Annotated in this window: 15 protein-coding genes; 4 read left to right on the forward strand and 11 right to left on the reverse strand. The window is 59.7% G+C overall.

Translation table 11 applies throughout. The features are described 5' to 3' along the window. The first annotated feature begins 200 nt into the window (after nucleotides 1-200). Together TQ38_RS27650 and TQ38_RS27655 are read left to right on the forward strand one after the other, a co-directional pair. Nucleotides 201-2,552 (forward strand): TonB-dependent receptor, encoded by a 2,352-nt coding sequence (locus TQ38_RS27650; protein WP_162792447.1) that lies wholly within the window; start codon nucleotides 201-203, stop codon nucleotides 2,550-2,552. A gap of 201 nt (nucleotides 2,553-2,753) precedes the next feature. Next, nucleotides 2,754-5,183, forward strand: coding sequence for an alpha-L-rhamnosidase C-terminal domain-containing protein (locus TQ38_RS27655; protein WP_043979896.1), 2,430 nt, complete (start codon nucleotides 2,754-2,756; stop codon nucleotides 5,181-5,183). 710 nt (nucleotides 5,184-5,893) lie between these two features. Here the strand turns inward: TQ38_RS27655 and TQ38_RS27660 are convergent. The 7 genes from TQ38_RS27660 to TQ38_RS27690 all read right to left on the reverse strand — a co-directional run bounded on the left by TQ38_RS27660 (nucleotide 5,894) and on the right by TQ38_RS27690 (nucleotide 14,975). Then, a complete protein-coding gene (locus tag TQ38_RS27660; RefSeq protein ID WP_240198194.1) occupies nucleotides 5,894-7,135 on the reverse strand; it encodes an alpha/beta hydrolase in 1,242 nt (413 codons plus the stop codon). A gap of 13 nt (nucleotides 7,136-7,148) precedes the next feature. Beyond that, complete coding sequence (locus TQ38_RS27665; RefSeq protein ID WP_043979928.1) at nucleotides 7,149-9,365, reverse strand: glycoside hydrolase family 3 C-terminal domain-containing protein; 2,217 nt, start codon at nucleotides 9,363-9,365, stop codon at nucleotides 7,149-7,151. A gap of 240 nt (nucleotides 9,366-9,605) precedes the next feature. Continuing rightward, nucleotides 9,606-11,273 (reverse strand): IS66 family transposase, encoded by a 1,668-nt coding sequence (locus tag TQ38_RS27670; RefSeq protein ID WP_043979901.1) that lies wholly within the window; start codon nucleotides 11,271-11,273, stop codon nucleotides 9,606-9,608. 121 nt (nucleotides 11,274-11,394) lie between these two features. Continuing rightward, nucleotides 11,395-11,742: an IS66 family insertion sequence element accessory protein TnpB gene (gene tnpB / locus TQ38_RS27675; protein ID WP_043149800.1), complete on the reverse strand. Its 348-nt coding sequence runs from the start codon at nucleotides 11,740-11,742 to the stop codon at nucleotides 11,395-11,397. Then, a complete protein-coding gene (locus TQ38_RS27680; RefSeq protein WP_043979914.1) occupies nucleotides 11,739-12,098 on the reverse strand; it encodes a transposase in 360 nt (119 codons plus the stop codon). The genes tnpB (TQ38_RS27675) and TQ38_RS27680 overlap by 4 nt, the downstream gene beginning before the upstream one ends. A gap of 229 nt (nucleotides 12,099-12,327) precedes the next feature. Further along, the gene (locus TQ38_RS27685; protein WP_043979916.1) at nucleotides 12,328-12,981 is read right to left on the reverse strand and encodes a TetR/AcrR family transcriptional regulator; all 654 of its coding nucleotides are present in this window, start codon (nucleotides 12,979-12,981) and stop codon (nucleotides 12,328-12,330) included. A 71-nt stretch (nucleotides 12,982-13,052) separates the two neighbouring features. Then, entirely contained in the window at nucleotides 13,053-14,975 is a 1,923-nt protein-coding gene (locus TQ38_RS27690) for an NAD(P)/FAD-dependent oxidoreductase (protein WP_043979918.1), read from the reverse strand. Between the two features lie 229 nt (nucleotides 14,976-15,204). Here TQ38_RS27690 and TQ38_RS27695 point away from each other — a divergent pair, with 229 nt between their 5' ends. Beyond that, nucleotides 15,205-16,287 (forward strand): hypothetical protein, encoded by a 1,083-nt coding sequence (locus TQ38_RS27695; RefSeq protein ID WP_043979921.1) that lies wholly within the window; start codon nucleotides 15,205-15,207, stop codon nucleotides 16,285-16,287. A gap of 75 nt (nucleotides 16,288-16,362) precedes the next feature. Continuing rightward, the gene (locus TQ38_RS27700) at nucleotides 16,363-18,732 is read left to right on the forward strand and encodes a TonB-dependent receptor (protein ID WP_082057956.1); all 2,370 of its coding nucleotides are present in this window, start codon (nucleotides 16,363-16,365) and stop codon (nucleotides 18,730-18,732) included. A gap of 140 nt (nucleotides 18,733-18,872) precedes the next feature. On the opposite strand, the gene TQ38_RS27705 is transcribed toward TQ38_RS27700, so the two are convergent. Genes TQ38_RS27705 through TQ38_RS27720 form a run of 4 tightly spaced genes read right to left on the reverse strand, consistent with a single transcriptional unit; the run spans nucleotide 18,873 to nucleotide 21,814 of the window. Next, on the reverse strand, nucleotides 18,873-19,454 hold the full coding sequence (locus tag TQ38_RS27705) for a UPF0149 family protein (RefSeq protein ID WP_043973519.1): 582 nt from the start codon (nucleotides 19,452-19,454) through the stop codon (nucleotides 18,873-18,875). Further along, nucleotides 19,451-21,010 carry an IS66 family transposase gene (locus TQ38_RS27710; protein WP_113942110.1) on the reverse strand — a complete coding sequence of 520 codons (1,560 nt, stop codon included), beginning with the start codon at nucleotides 21,008-21,010 and terminating at the stop codon, nucleotides 19,451-19,453. Before TQ38_RS27710 ends, TQ38_RS27705 begins: the two co-directional genes overlap by 4 nt. A gap of 49 nt (nucleotides 21,011-21,059) precedes the next feature. Beyond that, nucleotides 21,060-21,413, reverse strand: a complete 354-nt coding sequence (tnpB, locus tag TQ38_RS27715) for an IS66 family insertion sequence element accessory protein TnpB (RefSeq protein ID WP_043973229.1) — start codon at nucleotides 21,411-21,413, stop codon at nucleotides 21,060-21,062. Further along, complete coding sequence (locus tag TQ38_RS27720; RefSeq protein ID WP_082057586.1) at nucleotides 21,410-21,814, reverse strand: transposase; 405 nt, start codon at nucleotides 21,812-21,814, stop codon at nucleotides 21,410-21,412. The genes tnpB (TQ38_RS27715) and TQ38_RS27720 overlap by 4 nt, the downstream gene beginning before the upstream one ends. Nucleotides 21,815-22,242: the final 428 nt, after the last annotated feature.

Below are 22,242 nucleotides of genomic sequence, written 5' to 3' on the forward strand. Positions count from 1 at the left end.
GAAAGACGGGGCAGGGCTCATCTTCGTAGCGGGCGGAGGGGAAAATCACCGCCAACGCTGCCAAACCACGCGCATTGTTGCGCGGTTTGCGTCGCAGAACGACAATAACCGATCATATTCGCTTGCGCAAACTTAGCTCAGGAGGTAGTCCGCTAGCCATGAGGCCGCTAGACGCTTCAGGCGGCTTGGAGGGGAAATTCGTGCACCGTAAGACCATTTCGACTTTGTCGGTTTCGTTCATCGCTCTCCTTTCCTCTGCCGCGGTCGGGCAAACGGCAGTGGGTGCATCCGCCGCCGTCACCCCGACAGGCGAATCAGCAATCCATGAGTCGGGCAATAGTGTCGCCAGCGATGAGGGTGACATCATCGTCACCGCCCAAAAGCGCAGCGAACGATTGCAAGACGTTCCTAAATCGGTCGACGTTGTGCAGGGTGATACCCTTCAAAAGCTCAACATGCGCAGCTTTTCCGAAATCGACCAACTCGCGCCGGGTCTCAGTCTTACGGCAAAGGAGCCTACGCAAAACGCCGTGACACTACGCGGGGTGGGCTTCGATCCCAACTCGGGAACCTCGCCAACCGTTGACATCTATTTCAATGAAACACCGATCAGTTCCGGAAGCGCGTTTCGTGCGCTGTACGACATCGGTCAGATCGAAGTCCTGCGCGGACCTCAAGGAACGTTGCGCGGCCGGACGTCGCCGTCCGGCGCGATCACCATTGCGACGCGCCGCGCCGATTTGGACGAGATCGACGGCTACTTCCAACAAACTGTGACCACGCAAGAAGGCATCAATTCCCAAGGCGCGCTTAGTGTTCCGATAGTCCCGGGGGTATTGGCGGTTCGCGCCGCGGGGCTGTTCGACCGTAACATCGGTGCGGCAACGACAAATCTTCGGACCGGCGACCAAGACCGCGACAAGACGGAGAGTGGCCGTCTGAGCGTGGCCTTCATGCCGACCTCCGCTCTCAGTTTCGACCTAACCTACCAGTATCTGAACAATCGGACCGTCATGAGCCCGATGCTGTTCACGATAGCTGATCAAACGACAGATCCGCTGCTTAAACCGTCGGATCGCAGCGCGCTTGTAAGCAAGCCGGGCCGATACTCGTATGAGGGCCACATTTTAAGTCTTGGCACAAACCTCGATCTTGGCGGCGTGGCCGTCAATTATATCGGTGGGTACCAGCACATCGAGCAGGGCCGGATCAACGATATCGCCTACGGCGGTTCAATCCCCAATTTCTCTTCGAATCAAGCGTTTACAACTACGAACCAGCAGATATCACAGGAGCTGCGTCTTGCATCGCAAGGCACGCGGCTCTGGAATTTCTTGGTTGGCGCTTACTACGAACATGGCTGGGGTCAGACTAACGTTTCACAGGATCAGTTCCTTCCATTCGGCTTCGTAGCCCCGCAGCAGCCCCCCCTTGACATCTCCAAGTTGAATGTCGGAGTCTATATTCCGAACAAGACCACAACATATGCAGTGTTTACTGATCACCGTTTCGATCTAACGAGCCGGGATCAGGTGCAAGTCGGACTCCGCTATCAAGAGACTAAGCTTAAGAGCGATTATCGCCTGTCGCTTAGCGGGGCGATTCTCGGCCCAAACCCCATCGTCAGCTCAGGGATTTCCGATGCGAATAAAAATCGTATATTCCGCCAGCTTACCGGCGGCGCGAGCTACCGGCACGAGTTCAATCACGATCTGACGGCCTATGCCACCTACGGGCGGTCGTACCGGCCAGGGAGTGTCAACGCTGTGACCACTCCTCTCGACGAAAGTTTGCTCGTAACCCAACCGGAAACGTCCAATAACTACGAAATTGGTCTAAAAGGCGCCTTCGCCGATCGCAAGATCCAGTTTACGATCGCGTTCTACCAGCAAGATTTCAAAAATTACCTTGCCTATACCAATTCCTATCTCGCCGTTTCGTCGGCCAAGGATGGCGTCGTCGACAACAATGCCGCATTTACGTTTAACGCTGATGCTCGAGTCCGAGGCGTGGAAGGCTCGCTTTCTGCTCGACTGGGCACGCATTTTCAGATGGGCCTGAGCGCGACCTACAATGATGCGAAGTTCAAGAATGCGAAAGCGCCCTGCAATGATTTCAATGGCGACGGCGTGCCGGATTCGGATGGAGCACAGTTCGTTCCGGTCGGCCAGAATGTGTCGTTCTGCCAGCTTAGCGGCAGACTTAGCGACCAGGCACCGTGGGGGGTCAGTGTAAATGCCGAATATCACGTAGAAGTCGGCGGCGATCGCGAACTGTTTGTACGGGGACTGGCGAACTATGTGCCCAAGCGTGAGGACCCTTTTATTAACGTGAAGTACGGGGATCTGCTCAACAACAGCATTTTCCTGGGTGTGCGCGGACCGGCGGAAGCATATGAGTTCTCGGTCTTTGCCAAGAACCTCGCCAATGTGGCAGTGCTCACGACCAGAGGTTCCACTCAGGTCGACTACAGCGCGGTCCCGACTGGTTATTCCGTCGGCACAGCCGTGCGGCCCCGGGAGTTTGGCCTCAGCTTCCGTCTGAACTACTGACGAAAACGGACTGAGGATTGAAAGACGCGGCGATCCTCGTGCCTTTCGCGGCACTCATGCTAGGGTTGCGGCGCCGGTGGTTTCATCGCCGGATTGCCCGCGCAGCGAAATGGGTTCCCGGGAGATCCGGGCCGCAAACGCCAGGGGCAAGTTGGCCGGTGAAACGGGGGCCTAAGATCGCCCATCCACGGAGATCGACTGATGAAATATCACGTTTGGGCTGCCCTGGCTTCGATGGCCGGTACCAGCGCCGCTTGCGCTCAGCCGGCAGCTCAGGGCTGGATCACGCAGGCCGATGCGCCAGCTAAAGAGAACCCGGTCGTGTTGCACTTTCGGCGCACGATCAGTCTTTCGGATAAGCCTGTGTCGTTTCCAGTGCGGGTGAGTGCGGACAACCGGTTCATCCTCTATGTCAACGGGACAAGGGTCGCGTCGGGTCCTTCGACCGGTGATGTCGCACATTGGCGCGAGCAGAGCGTTGATCTTGCACGATGGCTCAAACAGGGCGCCAACGTGGTCGCGGCGGTTGTCTGGAACGGCGTCAAACCCCTCAATTTGTCACCCAACCCCACTCCGGAGCAACGCAAGGCCGCAGAGGGTACCGCACTGTTTACCCAAACGGCGCCCAACTTCCAGCAAAGCGTCGCAACTGGATTTCGGTTGATCGGCGAGGGCGCTGCCAAGCGCCTTTCGACTAGTGAGGCGGGCTGGCGTGTCAGGCGCGACAAGGGGCACAGTTTTGAAAATGGTTGGCGCCAGGTCCTGAAAGGGGGCTTCTTCTACGTCGCGGGCCACCCGGAGATCATCGACGCCCGCTTGGCCGACTTCAACTGGAACGGGCCGAAGGAAACAGGTTCCGGGTGGAGCGACGCGATCCCTGCGCCTGACGCCTCAAAGCGCAACCTAGTCGCAGACAAGCTGCCGGCCCAAACGTACGCCGCCACCTCCGCAGGCACGGTGGTTCGCAGCGATCTAGTGGGAGGTTTGGCTTTTCCCGAGCGGGCGGTGACTGTCCCCCCAAACAGGAAGGTCAAGCTTCTCATCCAGCGAGATGCGATGATATCGGCCTATCCGCGGCTCGACGTTACGGGGGGCGCAGGCTCCAAGATCACACTGACGTGGTCAGAGGCGCTCTACGACGCGAAGCTGAAAAAGGCGGATCGCGCGGTCGTTGGAGACCGCAATGTCTTTGGAATTCACGATACGTTCCTGCCGGACGGCAATGCAAGATCATTTGAAACGTTGTGGTGGCGGACCTGGCGTTATGCAGAGATCGCGGTCGAAACGAAAGATCAACCGCTCGTTCTGAAGGAACTGCGGGCCTACGAAACCGGCTATCCCTTTGCTCAGGTCGGACGCTTTGTAAGCAATGATCCCTCGCTGACGCGCATTTTCGATGTCGGCTGGCGAACCGCGCGCATCGATGCCCATGAGACTTACATGGACACCGCCTATTGGGAACAGCTTCAGTACACGGGCGACACGCGCTTGCAGATGCTGATCTCCTATGCGGTGGCAGGCGATCCTCGTCTGGCAGAACAGGCGATCGACGCTTATGCCGGCTCAAATGTCGAGAACGGCCTGATGGATGGCGCCTACCCTCAGCGGTCAAGCAACGTGATCGCGCCATTTTCGCTTGTTTGGGTCGGCATGCTCGACGATTGGATGATGCGTCAGCCTGATCAGGCTCCCGTTGTCCGTCATCTTGCTCGGATGCGCGAAGTGCTTGACTGGTTCAAGCAGTGGCGACGCCCAAGCGGGTTGCTGGGCAAGAACCCCCAATGGAATTTCATTGACTGGGCAGGTCAATCGGCCACCGACCGATCGCGTTTTCCATCGTATGGAAGCTCGAACGAGAGTTGCCTGATGAGCGTTAGCTGGCTCGGCGCCCTACAGCAAGGAGCCAGGATCGAGGGCGCTCTCGGGGATCAAGCCAAGGCAGCAGAGAACCATGCACTCGCATTGGAGCTCAACCGAGCTATCCGGGCGAGGTGCTGGGTCCCTTCACGCGGATTGTTCGCTGACAATCCTGATGGAACCGTATTCAGCCAGCACATGAATGCACTCGCAATCCTCTACGACGTGGCGACACCTCAGGAAGCAGGCTCGATTCTGGATCGTATTGTCGTCCCGGGCAACGGAATCGATGCCCCCGAGGGCATGTTCACGACTAGCTACTACTTCGCCTGGTATCTGGCTCAGGCTACTGTCCACGCTGGAAAAGGTGACCGTTACCTTCAGTTGCTCGACACATGGCGGGACCTCCTAAAGCTAAATTATACGACCTGGCCCGAAGAGCGAGGCGACACGCGATCTGACAGCCATGCCTGGAGCGCGCATCCGACTGCCGATCTGCTCGGAGTCGTGGCGGGCATCGGTCCCGCAACACCGGGCTATGCGACTGTGCGCATTGCGCCCGCTTTGGGCCCTCTAACTCAGGTGGATGCAACTGCCGCGACACCCAAAGGACCAGTAACTGTCCGCTATCGTATCAAGGGTGGCCGCCTCACCGCAGATGTGCACCGGCCGGCCACGCTGCAAGGTACCTTTGAATGGAAAGGCAAGAGCTATCCATTAACAAAGAAGACGACACGCATTGTTGTACCGGTGCGGGTCACCGAAGACCGCTAGCGATCTCACATAGGATGATAGCACCGGGCAGCGATGCTGTGCGCCAACTTTGCTCCTGCCAAGCCTTGAGCCCGCTCGGCGCGGACCTGTCTGCCCCGGCTGGGGGCGCCGCGCCGATTCCAATTAGGTCCAGGAGGCCGGCGAGGGTTGAAGTGCTGCAGGTCGACGTCGAGGCCTCCTAATAGGGACACGAACGCCGATTGCCCGCGATCAAATTTCAACTTGCGCTGTCAGTCGACACATGATGTGAGGCCGGTGTCGACATCTGAGCGTTGGCGGCCAAGAGCGCAACACGCCCTGAGCCGGCTGGGCTTCAAGCGGCCAGTTACACGGCAGCAGCTAGTCGATTGCCAGGCGAGTGCTCAGTCATGTGGGCCGGAAGACTGGCGACCTGGGGTCGCTCTCTGTAGCGTGCGTCTGTGGGCGTGGTCGCTCAGCTAAATGCGCCCACTATCAAGGGGCGAAGAGCGGCCATCAGCCAGCATGTGGCGTAGTGGTAAGTGTGCGCGAGAGACACGAGAATTGAGCGTTGAGCCTCGCTTGCAGGCACTGTTTGATGCATTCCACGGCGTATCGCAGAGGGGAGACGGATCGTTGACTCGACCGATCACGCACACGGCTCACCCGAGATCTACCGCCCACATCTTCAATCGCGCAGCGAAGGTATGGGATTAGGATCGAGCTCAAAGTTTCGGGAACTGCCTTCCGCGTCACTGCAGGGTCGGCGCTGCTACGCCGAAGCCATTGAGGTCCAGCCAGCGCAACAGGCCGTCCATCCACCCATCGGTGGTCGTGCGCGGAGTACCTGATCCGAAGCCGTGACCTCCGCGCTGATAGGCGTGCAACTCAACGGGACGGCGTGCATCGATCCAGCTCTGGATCAGCCCGAAGCCGGCGCGGCCCGATAGTGGATCGTCTGTTGCCATAGCTATAAAAGCCGGTGGCGCGTCTGCCGGAACCGTGACCTTTTCCATTGGCGGATAAACCATTATGGAAAAATCGGGCCGATCTGCTGGCGCTGCCTGAGTTGTGATATGGATCGTCAGACGCGCGCCCGCCGAAAAACCAATCATTCCGACACGTTTTGCATCGACATGCCATCGCTTGGCATTCACGCGCACTGACCTGAGCGCAGCGATACCATCGGCGATGGCATAATCCGGGGTCTTGATGTTTAGGCCCTGTCCAGGCTTGCCAATCCATTGCGACATCCGCGCTCTCATCACCTTGGCGAACTCAGGCCATGCGCTCGGAGTGGGATCAAGGCGGTATTTCAGGACAAACGCAGCGATGCCTCGATCAGCGAGGATACGGGCAATCTTCATACCCTCGTGGTCCCATGATAAAGTCATGAAAGCGCCGCCGGGTGCCACCACGACGGCTGCGCCGGTCGCTTTTTGCCTTTCGGGGAGCACCGGCACCAGAAGCGCCCGCGAGGTATTGCGCACCGACATGTTTCCTGCGGTGCCGAACCACAGTTCCGCGCCGTTCGCGGACGGCACGGAGCCGGTGTCCAGCTTGACGGCGTTCTTCAGCTCGACCGGTTCGCTGGTCAGGGGCGTTGCGGCAAAGGCGTGAGGCATGCAGATCACACCAAGGCAAAAAATCGAAGTGTTTCGCCATATAGAAGTTCGCATGGTATCCTCCCAACTGGGCGAATGGCTGCCTGCTACGCCAGCGATCGACAAAATCCAATGGTCATCGAGCTGTCCTCGGTGCCCTATCGGCGTGACCGTCGACAGCGGGTTAGAGCTTGCCCGAATACAGGCTGAGACCGGCCGGGGCGGTCGCGTTGCCGCCCCCACGTAGCTGGAGCCTGCCTGTAACACCGGGCGACAGTTCCCGTCTCTAGATTCCGATTTAGTACGGATCAGCCCGTACACTCTGCGATAGGTGGCGATGCGGTCGCGGGCCAACCCGATGTCACGTGCTTCAGGGAGATCGACGTTCAACAGCCGGGCGCGGTCATGGCAGTATCGTTGCCGCGCTGATGCGCGCTGCTGAGGTTAGGACGGGGTCGTTCGCGGATCTTGCCAGCTCAACCGTGGCCCTGCCGGCCGGGACTGCCCAGCGCTGCCGTGCCGTGTCGTAGTGGCCAAGAAGGCGGCGATCTGCCTTCAGTGTCACTATCCGCTTTTCGCCCGGTGCAAGCCGGACTTTCTGCCACCCGATGAGACGCTTGGCTTTCCCTTCGAGACGTACATACACTTGGGGCACGTCCGCACCCGCAACAGTTCCTGCATTGGTGACGGCAAAACGTACCGAGAGCGTCTTACCACCTTCGACGGTGAGGTCGGAGTAGGTAAAAGTCGTGTAGCTTAGTCCATAGCCGAAAGCGTAGGCTGGCTGTTTGCTTTGACGATCGAACCAGCGATAGCCAACATCCGATCCCTCCGGGTAACGGATTTCGAAAGGGGGCGAGTTGGTATTGACGCCATACGTTATGCGCTCGTCCTTGCTGGGCGGGGGCAGGTCCGATCCGGGCATCACGGGGTTGGGCAATTGGTCGGTTCCCGTCGGGAAGGTGACAGGGAGGCGGCCGGAAGGATTGACCTTTCCTGCCAGAACATCCGCGATGGCTTCGCCCCCGTGCTGGCCGGGGAACCAGGCCACGAGAATCGCGCCGGCTTTCTGCGCCCAGGGCATGACTACGGCATTACCGGTTTCGAGCACGACTACACTGCGCGGGTTTGCCGACGTCACTGCATCGATCAGTGCATCCTGTCCGGCATCGAGGGAGAGATCGCGTTGATCGTCAGCTTCGGTGGCGTGTTTCTCGCCGAAAACTATTGCGATGTCAGCGCTGCGTGCGGCTTTTGCAGCGGCTTCAGGATCGGCGCCGTCTACGAATACCACGCGTGCCGTGGGAAAGGAGGCGCGAATAGCATCGAGCGGAGGCGTGCCGCCATAGCCCTTGCGGCCGAAGGCAGCCGCAGGTCCCCCGCGGACCGGTTCAATCTTTCGGAACCCTCCTACGGGAGCGACCTGGCTGGAGCCCCCCCCCGAAAGGACGCCGATGTCGGCGTGACCTCCAATCACAGCGATGGTCTGAACCGAGGCCGCGATCGGCAAAAGGCTCGTGGGATTGCGGAGCATAACGATGCCCTCCTCGGCGGCGCGCCGCGCTATGGCGCCGTTTGTCTCGAAGTCGATCTCGCTTTTCAAGGGTCCTGACGTGTCGAGGCCATGAGCGTAAAGGGTACGTAGGATTCGGAGCGCGGCGATATCGACAGCACTTTCTGGAACTCGCCCAGCGTCCAGCGCAGCAACAAGTTCTGTAGACAGCCACCGCTTGGCATCGATTTGCTCTCCCTGCTGCTGATCCAGCCCGGCTTGTAGCGATCCAAGTGAGTGAACCGCTCCCCAATCCGACATAACGAAGCCCTTAAAGCCCCAATCGCTTCGCAAAACCTGAGTAAGCAGGAATGGATTCTCGCAGGAGTATGTTCCGCCAATCTTGTTGTAGCCGCACATCACTGCACCGGGATTGCCCTTCTCGATGCCGATTTCGAAGGCAAGCAAGTCGCTTTCTCGCATCGCGGCCTCGTCCATCTGGACTGATGCGCTGGAGCGGCCGATTTCCTGGTCATTGAGGGCGAAGTGCTTGATGGTCGAGACCACGTGGTTCGACTGCACGCCGTCGATCTGCGCGCCGGCCAAAGTTCCCGCCAGCAACGGATCTTCCCCGAGATATTCGAAATTACGGCCAGAGCGCGGATCCCGCACGAGGTTGACCCCGCCTGCAAGCATTACGTTGAAACCCTTCGCACGGGCTTCCGAACCGATCATGCGCCCCCCCTCGCGGACCAGGCCTGGGTCCCAGGTAGCAGCCAGGGCAAGACCAGAGGGAAGCGCGGTAGCAACGTCACCGCGACGCATGTCTAGAAGATTCGAGACGCCCAAGCTGGCATCTGTCGAAACCTGTGGGGGAATGCCAAGGCGTGGCACACCTTCGACAAACCCAGCGCCCACGGTAACGCCTTCGGGCCGTTTGGCCTGCGCAATAAGGGACAGCATCCGGCCGTGCAGGAGCGCAATCTTTTCTTCGCGCGTCATCCGGGCAAGCACTTCCCGGGCACGCCGGTCGGGATCTGCAGGGCTGGCCGCATAAGTGGCGGTAAGCGGCAGGGCAAGAGCAGCAGCACCGACGGTTGCAAGCAACCGCTTCGGGAAGTTCGCCATGTCATTATCCTCTTTGGCCATGCCCCAGTGAATCAAGCCGGGTTGTTCATGGGTATGAGCCGATGCAGGGATCTGTCAATAAAATGTTCGACCTCGTTCGATTTAGGTTTTGGGGACTGATCAAAGTGCACGCATAGCGGCGGTATTCAACGCGCGGCCCTCTTGTTTGTGAGGGCAGGCAGCGCCTCTCTATTGTACGCATCCGATAGCCGCCGCGAGGTTGTCGCGGTGGGGTCGGGTTCAGGCGGCGATTTCCTCGGCGGCCTGCTGCTGAGCAATTTTCCAGTTCCACGGCAGGAGTTCGTCGAGGTGGTTCTGGGGGATCTCGGCGATCCGGGCGAGGACGTCGGTGAACCAGGCGAGCGGATCAACATCGTTGAGCCGGGCCGTGCCGAACAGGCTAAACATCATGGCGGCGCGCTGGCCGCCGCGGTCTGACCCCACGAACAGCCATGCTTTTCTGCCCCGGGCTACCGCGCGGAGCTCGCGTTCCGCGGCGTTATTTGAGAGACATATCCGGCCATCGGCGAGGAAGGTTGTGAAGCCCGCCCAGTCGTTCTGAAGGTAGGCGATGGCCTTGGCCACGGCATCGTGACGAGAGAGCTTGCTACGCGTCTCACGCATCCATGCCTCTAGTTCAGCGACGATCGGAGCGGACAGTTCCTGGCGAACGGCGAGGCGCTCGGCGGTAGGCTTGCCGTTAATGCCGCGCTCGATGGCAAAGAGCCGATCGATGATCTCGAGCGCCTCGGTCGCCAGCGGCGAGATGAGCGGCGCGGTGCCCTTTTTCTTTCGCTTGAGCTGTTGCCGGATGTCGACGAGCTTGAAGAATTCCCTGCGTGCATGAACCCAACAATTTGCGCGCGTCATAGGCTTATCCGCCCAGCCTTCCTCGAACAGGGCATTGAAGCCGGCATACCTGTCGACCTGGAGAATGCCGGTATAGCCGGTCAGGTGGGCGCGAGGATGCTCGCCCCTGCGATCGCTGGAGTAGTAGCACAACGCCACTGGCGGCGCCGGCCCGCCGAACGGGCGATCGTCGCGTACGTAATCCCATATTCGCGCCACGCTGGTTTTCAGTTTGGCCAGAAGTGGAACGGTGGTGTCGTCGGCATGCAGCCGGTCAGCTGCGAGCCCATGAGCCTCCAGCAGCAGGAACAGGGGTTTCACCGCCACGCAGATCGCGCCGATCTGATCCGCGAGCGTCGAGAGGCTTAAGGGGATGCCTTCGGCCTCGAGCCGATCACGCTGGCTGTTGAGAGGCTGGTGCAGACCGTACTTCTGGAAGGCGAGGTTTGCCAGGAAGTGCGGCCCGAACATCCCGCGCGGGGTCACATGGAAGGGTGCCGGTGGCTGGCTGATCTTCTCGCACTTACGGCAGGAGACCTTCTCCCGGACCGTCTGGATCACCTTGTGGCGAGCGGGAACTCTCTCCAGCGTTTCAGTGATCACCGGGGGAAGATGGCTCAGATCGTCCGAGCCGCAGCACGGGCAAAGCTCTGGCGCCGGGATAATGACCTTCTCGCGCGGTACGTCGGCAGGGAAGTCGCGGCGGGTGGACCGCTTGCGGGTGAACGCTGCAACCGTGGTGGTCTTGTCGGCCGCAATTTGGCCAAGCAGTTCGGCCTCGCTGGCATTGGCCTCGAGTTCCTCGAAGGTGAGTTCGAGCTGACCCAGCAGGCGCCGAATGCGTTCGGAGCTCGCGCCGTATTTGTCGCGGCGCATCGTCTCGTTCATCAGCTCGAGGTGGGCGTTGCGGGCCAGCAGATCAGCGTTGATCGCCCAAACCTTGGCGACCTCGGCCTCGGCTACGAACAGCTTCACCTGAGCTTGGTCGGCCCGCTCCCGAACGGCGGCAACCTCAGCGCGAAGCTGGAGGAGCTCGTCGGATGGGTCGCTTGCGGCCATGCCGTTTCTGTAGCACGAACCTGCCGCAAACCCTAGGTTTTAAGCCATTTTCCGCGCATATTTTGCCCCGCAAACAGGACCGGACAGGCAGGATTTCTCTCACCTTGATTGACGCTGGGGATCAGCCGACCTGCGTCGGCCGCCAGGTTTCCTGAGGGTTACGCCAGTCTATGCCCTCAAGCAGACACGCCATGGCCGAAGCCGAGATCGCGACCGTCCCGTCCTTTGCAGCGGGCCACACAAAACGCCCTTTTTCCAGACGTTTTGCGTATAAGGACATCCCGAGGCCGTCATGCCACAGAATTTTGCAAAGCGACCCGCTCCGGCCCCGGAAGACATACAGGTCGCCTGCATGGACGTCCTTGTTCAGCGACTGCTGAACCTGCAAGGCCAGCGACCTCATTCCCCGGCGCATGTCTGTATGCCCCAGCGCGAGCCAGACCTTACCGCCGCTCGGGACCGGGATCATCGGATCAGCGCCTTCAGAACAGCGGCAGCCACATCGGGCGGCGCCGAAGCGAAGATGTTCACGCGGCGTCCGCCAGGCAAATCCACCACAACAGCTGGCGCCGATGACAACGGGTTGCCGCCTGCGTCGTCAAGCACGACGGCTTCGACGAAGCCGATCTCCGCCGGCGCCGCAGCGGCCTGCACTTCAGCTTTGCGGCGCCAGGTGTAAACCAACGCCGTCGACACATCATGCTGCCGGGCTACCCGTGCCACGCAGGCACCGGGCGAAAAGGCCTCGGCCAAAATCTTCGCCCGCTCGTCCTCACGCCAGCGTCGCCGACGCTCAGGCCCGCCGAAAACCGTGATCTGACCCACAAAACCGCTCCTACGACCGCTCTCAAGAGCGAACTTAAGAGCGGTCCATCACGCCCGGGGAAAGGCGACCCTCAACGGAGGCGTACTCTCTATTGACCGGAGCGCGCGCCGCTTGGAGCGATGATGCGTTACGCTCCGATCGACGTGCCACGCGCCGTAGGGTGACGCCCGTGCACGCCACCGTTTGCAAGCTGTAAGCCAAAACAGATCGATCTGGCACCCGAGGGGGTCAACGGGAGTAGTAGGCTTCCAGTGCCTCGTCGGAGAACCCGATGCCTCGGCAGCAAAACCACACGGCGTCCCGCACGACCTCAGACGGGTCCCCATCATATGGGAACGCGTCGGTTCTTAGCGACTGGATCGCATTCATCATTGTTCCAACATGTTCGATAAACATGGTGGTGTTGCGTTCGGTAATCGCGACGCCAACAATGTCTCCGTCGATCCGCGCAGTCTCGAGCGCTGCGCGGATCCGCCTACCCATTATTCTCCGCGACCGCCGGTAGACCAGGGTTGCAAAACTGCCGTCTCCCGCGAGGCTGGCAAGCAGCAGACGAAAGCCCTCCTTAAGGTGGTCGTCGCCGGCAGAGTTCACCAATGTGAAATATGCACGCAAGCTATTGACCAAACCTTGCCCGCTCAGTTCGTGAGGCCCAAGCACCGCATAACTTTCATCCTGTTCCCGTATCGTCTGCCGCAACACTGCGCGATAGAGCGCCTGTTTCGAGGGAAAATGCCGATACATCATCGCCTCGGAAATCCCGGATTCCTTGGCGATGTCCTGCGTACGCGCGGCATCATAACCGAAGCGCGAAAAGATCCGGCGGGCGGACTTAAGGATCAGGAACTTGCGTTCGGTGGCTTTCAGCCGGGTACGGTTCATTCGGTGAAGCCCAAAAGAAAAAAACCCGGCTCAGGGGCGGCCGGGCATCCTATTAGCATGTTAAACGTGTTTCAGGCATGGAGATGGTAAGACCCGTCCTCAGGTCGGCGCGTCTCGTTGAAGAACTCCACGAGGCGCCATGGCCAGGACAGGAAAACGCGTCCCTTTGAGTTGTTGTAATAAGAACTGGCTTTGGGGTGCGTCCAGATCATCTCGGGCATACGCTTCTCGACCTTGCGGTTCCAGGCGTCAAAGGCTTCCTGGGTAACCTCAAAGGCCCGCGCGTCATTCTCGATCGTGCGGTCCAGAGCTTCGATGATCCAGTTGACCTGCGCCTCTGAAATCAGATTTTGCCCGGCAGCGTGATTAGGCGCGCTGTTGGGGCCGACGGTGTGAAAATAGTTGGGATAGCCCGGAATACACATGCCAAGATAACTGCGCGGATCTTCTTCGCCCCACTCTTCGCCCAGGTCGCGTCCGTCGATGCCCTTGATGACCAGGTCACCGGTCATTTTCGCGACGTTGAACCCGGTTGCGCAGACAATCACATCGCAGTCGGACACTGAACCATCCTTGGCTTCAATGCCGCTGGAAAGGATACGCGCGATGCCTTGGTCCTCTAGGTGAACGTTCGGGCGGTTGAGCGCGTCGAACCAGCCATTGTCGAGGATAATGCGCTTCGAAAAGATCGGGAAATCCGGAGTCAGCTTTGCAATCAGATCCGGTCGATCCGCGAACTTCTGGCCTAGGTACCAGAGAGCGTACTGGCGGGCTTGCTCGTTGTACTCCGAGACGGCAAGATCGTTGCCTTCCCACGCGGGATCCTTGAGCACATTGGCGAACAAGCCATCGGCTGCGGACCAATATACGCGGAAGCGAAACCATTCCTTGAAGCTAGGGATGTTGGCGAGAGCCCATTTCATCCCGTCGTTCACTTCGTGCGCGATTTCCGGATTGTGGATCACCCAATGCTTGGTGCGCTGGTAAACGGTAAGCTGCGCAACTTCCGGGGCGATCGCGCCTGCAAGCTGAGCGGAACTGGCGCCTGTCCCGATGATGGCGACGCGCTTACCCTTCAAATCGAGGCCCTCCGGCCACGCGGCCGTGTGGACAACGGTTCCCGAGAAATCCTGGAGACCCGCGATATCCGGCCACTTGTAACGATTGACCGGGCCATGACCATTGATGACGGCATTGGCGACAATCGTTTCGCTGGACCCATTTTCATTGCGAACCGTGACGGTCCAGTTGGCATCCCTTTCGCTATAAACGAGGCTCTCCACCTTTGTATCGAAGCGGATGTTTCCTCGCAGATCATACTTGTCGGCAATCTCAACCATATACCGCTGCATGTCCGCGCCTCGGGGATGGTAGTGCTGCCAGTCGGGCCAGATCTCCCAGCTATAGCTGTAGAAATGGCTGGGAGTGTCGACACCGACACCGGGATACCGGTTCTCGAACCATGTCCCCCCGACTTCTGAGTTTTTCTCGACAACGATGCAATCGTATCCAGCTTCGCGAAGCTTGATCGCCGCCGCCATGCCCGTCATTCCGGCCCCAATCACCAGAACCTTAAAGCCGGACGGGGGAGCTCGGCGTTCTTGGATCGCAGAGCGGTCGATCCACGGCCTGAAGCCGCACTGGTCGTAAACAAGTTCGAGAAACTCGGATTCGACCGGTTCGCCGGCCGTCACAGTCATGATGCGTAGCATCAACTCATCGCTGGCGCTGCCGCCACCAAGCCCGTCGCCTGTGGTGAGAAGCCTGTGCAGCTTGCTGCGCAGTTCCGCCGCTAGGTCATCCGGGATTGCGGTTGGATTATGGGAGAAGGCCGGCCGAATGAACGGTGCGAATCGTTCCAGAAACGCGCTGTCCTGCGAAAGATAGGCACAGGCCGCCAGAAGAGTCGGAAGGTTGGCTTGTGCCAGGGCAGCGGCTAATTCGGGCGATTCTGGGAGCGTCGACGGGCGTGGCGCCTCGAGGGTTTGTGTCATTTATGGTCTCTCCCGGCTTGGTAAGTCTTAACTCACAATATTCGATCGCGGACGAAACTCCGCCGTGTTTTACGCAAACCGTTATGCATGCGTAGCGGATATCGCGCTCTGCGCGTCAAAATAAGGGGTTCCATCCGCGATTGCCAGAAATTACGTTGACCTTGGCGCGCGGCGTAGTAAGTGTCGACTAACTTTAGTGCATCGCAAGATGCCGCAAGGGAGACGATGCATGAACGGCTTTCCAGACCGGCAGGCAATTTCCGACATTCTGCGCCCCATTTCGACGCCGCGTGAAATCGCGAACATCTACACGGACGACCAGCGTGAGCGCTTGCTGGATGTCGTACGACAAAAGGGACCTTGGAAGCTTATCATCGCGCAGCATTTCGCGAATGCCGAAGAGTTGATCGCGACCATGTCGGGATCAATGCCCGAAGGATTTACCCCTACGCTGGACATGTTCCTTACCCCCACCTTTCGGGGTTTCTACGCCAACTATTCCGCGGCGCTTTACCCCGAGATCAGCGACTGTTTCTACAATCCACAATTCATCGAGCATGCTAAGTCGTACTGGGGAGCGCAATACGCCAAGCCGCAGATGATGCTTTTCAACATCAACGGGCCTTGCGGGAATACGGATCCAGGCCATCTGGATTCACCCAGCTTCCGCGGAGTGCGCTACGAGAATTCCCCGACTTGGCTCTGCTCGGTAATGGGTAAGTCCGGGCTGTTCCAGGAATACCTAATCAAGATGGCGCAAGTCATAACATGGTTCAGCCATGACGCGAATAGCGGCTTTACATACTGGCCCGAAGGCCCTGCTCGTGCACCGCGCCGGCTTCAGCCCCCGGTCTGGAACCGGGGCGTTGTCGTCCAGAACGAAATGATGATGCATCGCGGCGAAGCCAACGGTCCCGTCGAACTCCAGCGCCCAGCAGGCCTGTCCTTTGACACGGTGTTCACCGGCGATCCGGCAGATCGAGACAATTGGCGGCTCATGAACAGTGACGCCACCATTGCCAACATTCACACGCGAGACCTGCGCTTTCTTGTGCACTGGTCCGCAGAGGTCTTTGAAGATTTCGCCGAGCTGAAGATGAACATGGATGGCACCGGGGACCTCACCTACGATCAGGTCTTTGATACGTTCATCAAGGATTTGCGCGCCCGAGGAATCGCGGCCGAAACGCCGGTCGATCCTTTGCGCGATCCGCAGTTCATCCGCACATTGATCGCCGCCTACGACTGCGGTTCGCCCGTCAGTTATCCACCTGAAGCACCGGTGACTGCACTCTATACTTCGGCCGCCTGAGCGTTCGATTTTGTAACGATAGGGCGCGCCCGTCAAACGGGGCGCCAAAGAAAATATCCTAAGGGGAGGACAAACATGAACACGCCCAAGAGAACACGCCGCAACCATCTGCTCCTGTGCTGCGCCGTAAGCGCAGTTGCCCTGCCACAGTTGGCACGAGCTCAGGAAAGCGGGGCCTCTCAGGCCCAGGCGGCGAGTTCCGCCAACGAGATCATCGTCATGGCCACGCGGACTGAGCAGACGCTCCAGGACACCCCGATGGCGGTTGACGTGGTAACAGCGGAGGCGATCACCAAGCTGAATGTTTTTGATGCCAAAGAAATCCAAAACCTGTCGCCCGGCCTTCAGCTAACGAACAACGACGGGCGGTCGAACGTGGCCACCTTGCGCGGCGTCACATTCGATCCTGATTCTGGCAGTAGCCCGGCAGTCGAAATCTTCCTGAATGAGGTGCCCACTGACGCACAAACCGTCTTCACTGCCATCTACGACATTGGCCAGATCGAAGTTCTGCGCGGTCCTCAGGGTCTGTTCCGCGGTCGCACCTCGCCAGCAGGCTCCATACTGCTCGGTTCGCAAAAGGCGAACGTCGACCAGTTCACGGGCTACGCGCAAGGCACTGCGACCAACCGTCACGCACTCAACTTCCAAGGCGCCGCAAACCTTCCGCTAATTCCCGGCGTACTGGGAATGCGCGCTGCCCTGCTGTATGATCAGAACCGCGTTGGCAACGTTACCAACGTCGATGGTCGTCGGTCGCACAGTGACACGATGAGCGGACGCGTGAGTTTCGCGCTGGAAACTGGCCCCTTCACCGCAAACCTCATGTATCAGCATCTGAATGCCGATACGACGCCCTTTACTGCGGTCGTTGGGAACGGCAACCAGCCATCCCTCGCTCTCGGCGATCCCACACCGACGGGTCCCGCTATCTCGCTAAAGGATCGCAAGTCCGTAATCGAAGGCGCGTTTCGCTTCCAAAACCGGACGGATTTCGTCACGCTAAATGGTGCATATGATTTGGGTGGTCCGCGCCTCGTCTACAATGGCGGGTACCAGGACAGTTACCTACGGCAGGCCCGGGACCAGGATGTTGCCAATGCGGTTCCGAATTACCCTCGCCCCCAGCAGCTGGATGTCGGCTACAAGACATGGAACAACGAGCTGCGGCTTGAATCCGCCGCCGGCAGCCGCTTCACCTGGGCTCTGTCCGGCAATTATCGCGACCAAAAGAACTCGGTCCCTTTCAACCAAAACAATGATCAGTTCTTCGGGCTCATGGGTGTCGGACCGATCCCACCGTCCGTGACCTACGTGCCTATCCTTGTCAACGGGGACATCTCGATCCGCACTAAGGAATACGGCGTGGCAGGTACCCTTGGTTATGAGGTCGTGGATGGGCTCAAATTCACCGCAGGGCTGCGTCATACTTGGACCGATGTTGACCGCGTCCAGGCCACGACTGTGACCCTGCCGACGCTCGGAGTCACGCTTCCCACCTCCGTCGATGATTCCTCGCTGAATAAAAAAGCTTTCACTGGCGGCGCGAACCTCAGTTGGCAGGTTACGCCCGATATGACCGCCTATGCGAACTATGGGCACTCGTTCCGACCGGGCGTGTTCGCTGTCGGTGTTACGACACCGCTCGATCCATCCCTGCTGCTTACGAAAGATGAGACCTCTGACGGCGGCGAAATCGGCGTGAAATTCAGTCTGTTCGACCGCAAGGTTTCACTGAACATCGCGGCCTTTTACCAGAAATTCAATAATTATATCTCGTACTTCCCTGCGTTCTACACTTCCGCCGCAGGGAATGGGGTGGTCGATTCGGTCATCTCACCGCTGCCCTTTACCGGTGATGCCGTTTCGCAAGGTTTCGAGGTCCAGTTGTCCGCCCGGCCGACGGACAACATCGATTTCTCAATAAACGCTTCCTACGCCGATGCTCACTACGACAACGCAGAAATTCTCTGCAACACGTTTGACGGCAACGGCAACCCAGTCGTGCCCATCGGGCAGCAGATTTCTACGTGCCAGAGCGACAACCGTCTGGCACAAATCCCCAAGTTCAACCTGACGGCGAACGGAGAGCTTCGCATGCCGGTCGGTTCCGTCACGCCGTTCCTGCGGGGTCTTGTCACGTATCGTCCGGGCTTCACGTCGCAGCGGGACAACTACACCTATCGCGATTACGTTAAGGCCGACCTGTTCCTGGGTCTGCGCGACGAGGACGGGCGCTGGGAAGTCAACGTCTTTGCGAAAAACCTCCTGAACCAGACGCGGGCGCTGTCGGTGGGAGATAGCGTGTTCAGCCAGCCAACAAGTGAAATTGACTTCACGTTTACACCCACCGGAGCGGCCGGCATTCCATTCAGCTCAGGATATCGTACCGCGACGATCTCCCCGCCGCGAGAATTTGGTATCACGTCAATCTTTCGTTGGTAAGATCAAGATGATTCCAGCGACAAGAGCGTCGCATAGAGAGGCCGGCCACAATCGGCCTCTCTATGAAGCCTGCTTCATTTATCCTTATTGGTGTGTAACCGCTGATCCTACCCCACGCATTGGTGGTGGCAGGATTTATATCAGGCTGCTGGCGTCATGCGCGCGAAGGCGCACTGGTCATGGATCAGCGAGATGATTTGCGGGACCATGCGCCACGTATCGGCAATTGCCAGATTGGCGCTCGGATCACCCAGTTGTTCGATCCATGACGGGCCACCTGTAATTGTTCTGTGGCCAAGCAGTGCCGCGAGCGGGTAGCCGAACTCCGGGTCGGCGATGAAGGGCTTCCACGCCTCCATGTCGAGATGCATGGCTGTGAAGAACCCGTTGGCGAAGTCCTCGAGCAGTACCTCGCCTTCCTCGGTGCGCATGTAGATCGGGGCGTACGCCTCGGGCTTCTCGGCGAGCTCGATGCAGATGCGGCTATACCGCTTGAGGATCGTTCGGCGCGCAGGCGCCGAGCGCGCACTTTGAGCATGGTCGCGCAGGATGCTCCTGATCCATACGTCGGGGTCAATGACGCTGGGGCCTGCGGCGACTGCGGCCAGGAAGCCGTCGATCGATGAGACGCCAGCTACGGGGGGATCAAGCTCGTCGAGCCATATCTCGAGCTGTTCGAGCGAGAGGGTCCGGCCCTGCGATGTGCGAGGTTTGAAGTTCATGCCGCCAACGCTTTTACCGGTTCTGCCGCCGGCCGCCAGTTCCAAGGGAGCAGGATGTCCAGTTCGTTGACCTTCACAGCGCCCGTGACCATGCGCTCCAGCACGTCATTCAGCCAGGTATAGGGATCCAGGCCGCCCAGGCGAGCCGTCTGGAGAAGCGATGCCATGACGGCCCAGGTCTGGGCTCCTTCCTCGCTACCAGCGAAGAGGCTGGATTTGCGGCCCTGGGCCACATTTCTCATGCCGCGCTCGACGGTGTTGGTATCGACCTCGATCCGGCCGTCTTCCAGGAACAGCGTCAGCCCCTTCCAATGGTTGAGCGTGTAGCGCATCGCCTTGGCCAGATCGGACTTCGGCGACAGACGTGGAAGCATGGTGTCGATCTGCGCCTTGATCTTCGCCATGACGTCGGCGGTTTCGGCGAGACGAGCCTGGAGGCGCTGTGCGGCGGTGCCTTTGCGCACACGCGCCTCGACCACGTAGACCTGACTGATCAGGGCGATGATTGCCGCGGCCACCGGCGATGGCGATTTGCGGTAGGCATCGACGAACTTGCGCCGGGCGTGGGCAAGACAGAAGGCGAGTGTGATCTTACCTCGGCCCGGACCACTGCGCACAAGCGCCTTGTAGGCACCATAGCCGTCGACCTGGATAACGCCCTGGTAGCGGGCGAGTTGTTCGAACGCCTCGGCATGCCGCCGTCCGCGAGCATGGATATACACCACTGCCGGATGGGCCGGGCCTGACCACGGTCCGTCATCACAAGCGTGCGCCCAGAACTGTGTCGTGCGGGTTCGTCTTCGCCCTTTTTCGAGGACCGGCATGCGGGTCTCATCGCAGAAGATCCGGGACTGGCTGTGGATGTAGGCAAGCAGGCGATCATAGAGCGCCTTCACCCACCATGCGATCTTACGCATCCAGCGGCTCGGTAATGCCCGGTCGAGGATGACGCCCTGGCCTGCGAGCATCTGCAACTGCCGATTGAGCGGGATCGACCAGGCGAAGCGCGCCGTCGCCATCCAGGCCAGCGTTGAGGTGGTGACCATCGAGCCCGGGATCGCGCGGCGCGGTGCCGGCGCCTGAACGACGCCCTCCCGGCATTTTCGGCAGGCATAGCGAGGACGCACTGTGCGGATGACGCGAACGATGGCCGGCACCCAGTCGAGTGCTTCGCTGGCATCTTCGCCGATCCTGTGGAGTGTGCCGGCGCAGCAGGGGCAATCCAGCGTGTCGGGATCGATCACGCGCTCGACGCGCTCGATATGGGCCGGCAGTGCCATCACGCCTCGCTTGCGCCGTGGGCGAGCGACGGCAGGCTTGTCTTCGGCGTCGCCATCGTCGTTAGCTGCGGCAGCCGGCGTGGTTACGAGGTCGCCGAGATCAAGAATTCCCTGGTCGCCCAGGATCGCGCTGGCGCGTTCCGAACGGCTGCCGAAGGCCTGATGGGCCATGCCTTTGAGCAGCGCGCGCAGCTGGGCGTTTTCTGCCTGGAGCTCACGCACCAGAGCCGCCATTTGCTCCATATCTTCAGGGAGATCGTCGGCTTGGGCGGGCATGGCTGACTATACCACACCGGCTCTTTGCCGCTACAGAAAACCGCAGATATCAGCCAAAAATAAGGGGTCTGCGCGCTTCCTGGGATGGCAATTTCTTCCAGTCCAGACCCGACAACAATGCCGTGCATTGCGGCCCGCTCAGGACCATCGTGCCGCCTTGCATGGGTGGCCAGTAAAACCTCCCACGGTCGAGCCATTTCGTCGCCATAACCGCGCCTGACCCGTCATGACGGACCAACTTCACCTTATCCGCGCCCTTGTTGCGGAACACGAAGACATCGCCCGCACAGGCATCATGCCCCAGCACGTGCGTCACCAGCCCCATCAACCGGTTAATCCCGGCTCTGAAGTCGACCGGCTGTGTCGCCACGAAGATCCGTACGCTTCCGTCGATCGGGATCATTCCCGGATCGCCGCCAGTACCGCGCGCAGGTGGTCCATCTCGACCGCGCCCATGATCCGAACCGTCACGTCTCGTACCACCAACTCCAAGCCGCCAGGTTCGAGTTGCTTCTCCTGAGCCAGCGTGACGGGTACGAACCGCAATTCCTCGACGGCTCCTGCTGCTCGCGCTTGCCGACGCCAATAGTGCAAAAGGCCAAGGCCGACGCCGTTATCGCGGGCGACCTGCGCCACAGTCATTCCTGGCACAAAGCTCTCAGCCAGAATGCGGTCGCGTACGTCATCCGGCCAACGCTCGTAGCGCCGACGTCCGGGCGGCAAACTGACGGTCAAACGCGCAGTTGTACTGTGCGACGCACACGTCAAACCGCCGTTTGCCCCTGCATCAATTTCATCCGACATTGCCCGATCTCCTCATCGTCTCGGGCGAGCCTAACCATCAGCAAGCTCTCGGAATACGTGGGGCGGGTGCAGCGGCTACATTGGTGTCGGCGGGAACGCCATAAGGGACCTGGCCCGGCGGTGCGTCAGTTCACGTCATCGATGGCGATCTCGGAGTGGCAACGCTCAGTCGTTTTGGACATCCCATGCCTTCTGATGAAGAAACGGCATGTCATACGCGGAACGTCGCGGCAATATTCTTCCGCGGCGCGGTTGGTGCTACCCGACGCGAAATCGGACCTGGTCTAAAATAATCGGACGCGGAACATTTGATCGGCGGCGCTCATAGCTAAAATCACCTCGCTCGAGACGTTGGCCGGTCGTCGCGTTCAGCGTCGCACAGTTCTGTCGACATCTTGCCCGCTCAAGCCCCGCCATTCGTTTCGCCC

Source organism: Novosphingobium sp. P6W, assembly GCF_000876675.2.
Lineage (GTDB): Bacteria > Pseudomonadota > Alphaproteobacteria > Sphingomonadales > Sphingomonadaceae > Novosphingobium.

Coding starts and splice junctions, on each gene's coding strand:
- TQ38_RS27655 (WP_043979896.1), top strand. CDS start 2,754: ATGAAATATCACGTTTGGGCTGCCCTGGCTTCGATGGCCGGTACCAGC.
- TQ38_RS27665 (WP_043979928.1), bottom strand. CDS start 9,365: ATGGCGAACTTCCCGAAGCGGTTGCTTGCAACCGTCGGTGCTGCTGCT.
- TQ38_RS27670 (WP_043979901.1), bottom strand. CDS start 11,273: ATGGCCGCAAGCGACCCATCCGACGAGCTCCTCCAGCTTCGCGCTGAG.
- tnpB (WP_043149800.1), bottom strand. CDS start 11,742: ATGATCCCGGTCCCGAGCGGCGGTAAGGTCTGGCTCGCGCTGGGGCAT.
- TQ38_RS27685 (WP_043979916.1), bottom strand. CDS start 12,981: ATGAACCGTACCCGGCTGAAAGCCACCGAACGCAAGTTCCTGATCCTT.
- TQ38_RS27690 (WP_043979918.1), bottom strand. CDS start 14,975: ATGACACAAACCCTCGAGGCGCCACGCCCGTCGACGCTCCCAGAATCG.
- TQ38_RS27695 (WP_043979921.1), top strand. CDS start 15,205: ATGAACGGCTTTCCAGACCGGCAGGCAATTTCCGACATTCTGCGCCCC.
- TQ38_RS27700 (WP_082057956.1), top strand. CDS start 16,363: ATGAACACGCCCAAGAGAACACGCCGCAACCATCTGCTCCTGTGCTGC.
- TQ38_RS27705 (WP_043973519.1), bottom strand. CDS start 19,454: ATGAACTTCAAACCTCGCACATCGCAGGGCCGGACCCTCTCGCTCGAA.
- TQ38_RS27710 (WP_113942110.1), bottom strand. CDS start 21,010: ATGCCCGCCCAAGCCGACGATCTCCCTGAAGATATGGAGCAAATGGCG.
- tnpB (WP_043973229.1), bottom strand. CDS start 21,413: ATGATCCCGATCGACGGAAGCGTACGGATCTTCGTGGCGACACAGCCG.
- TQ38_RS27720 (WP_082057586.1), bottom strand. CDS start 21,814: ATGTCGGATGAAATTGATGCAGGGGCAAACGGCGGTTTGACGTGTGCG.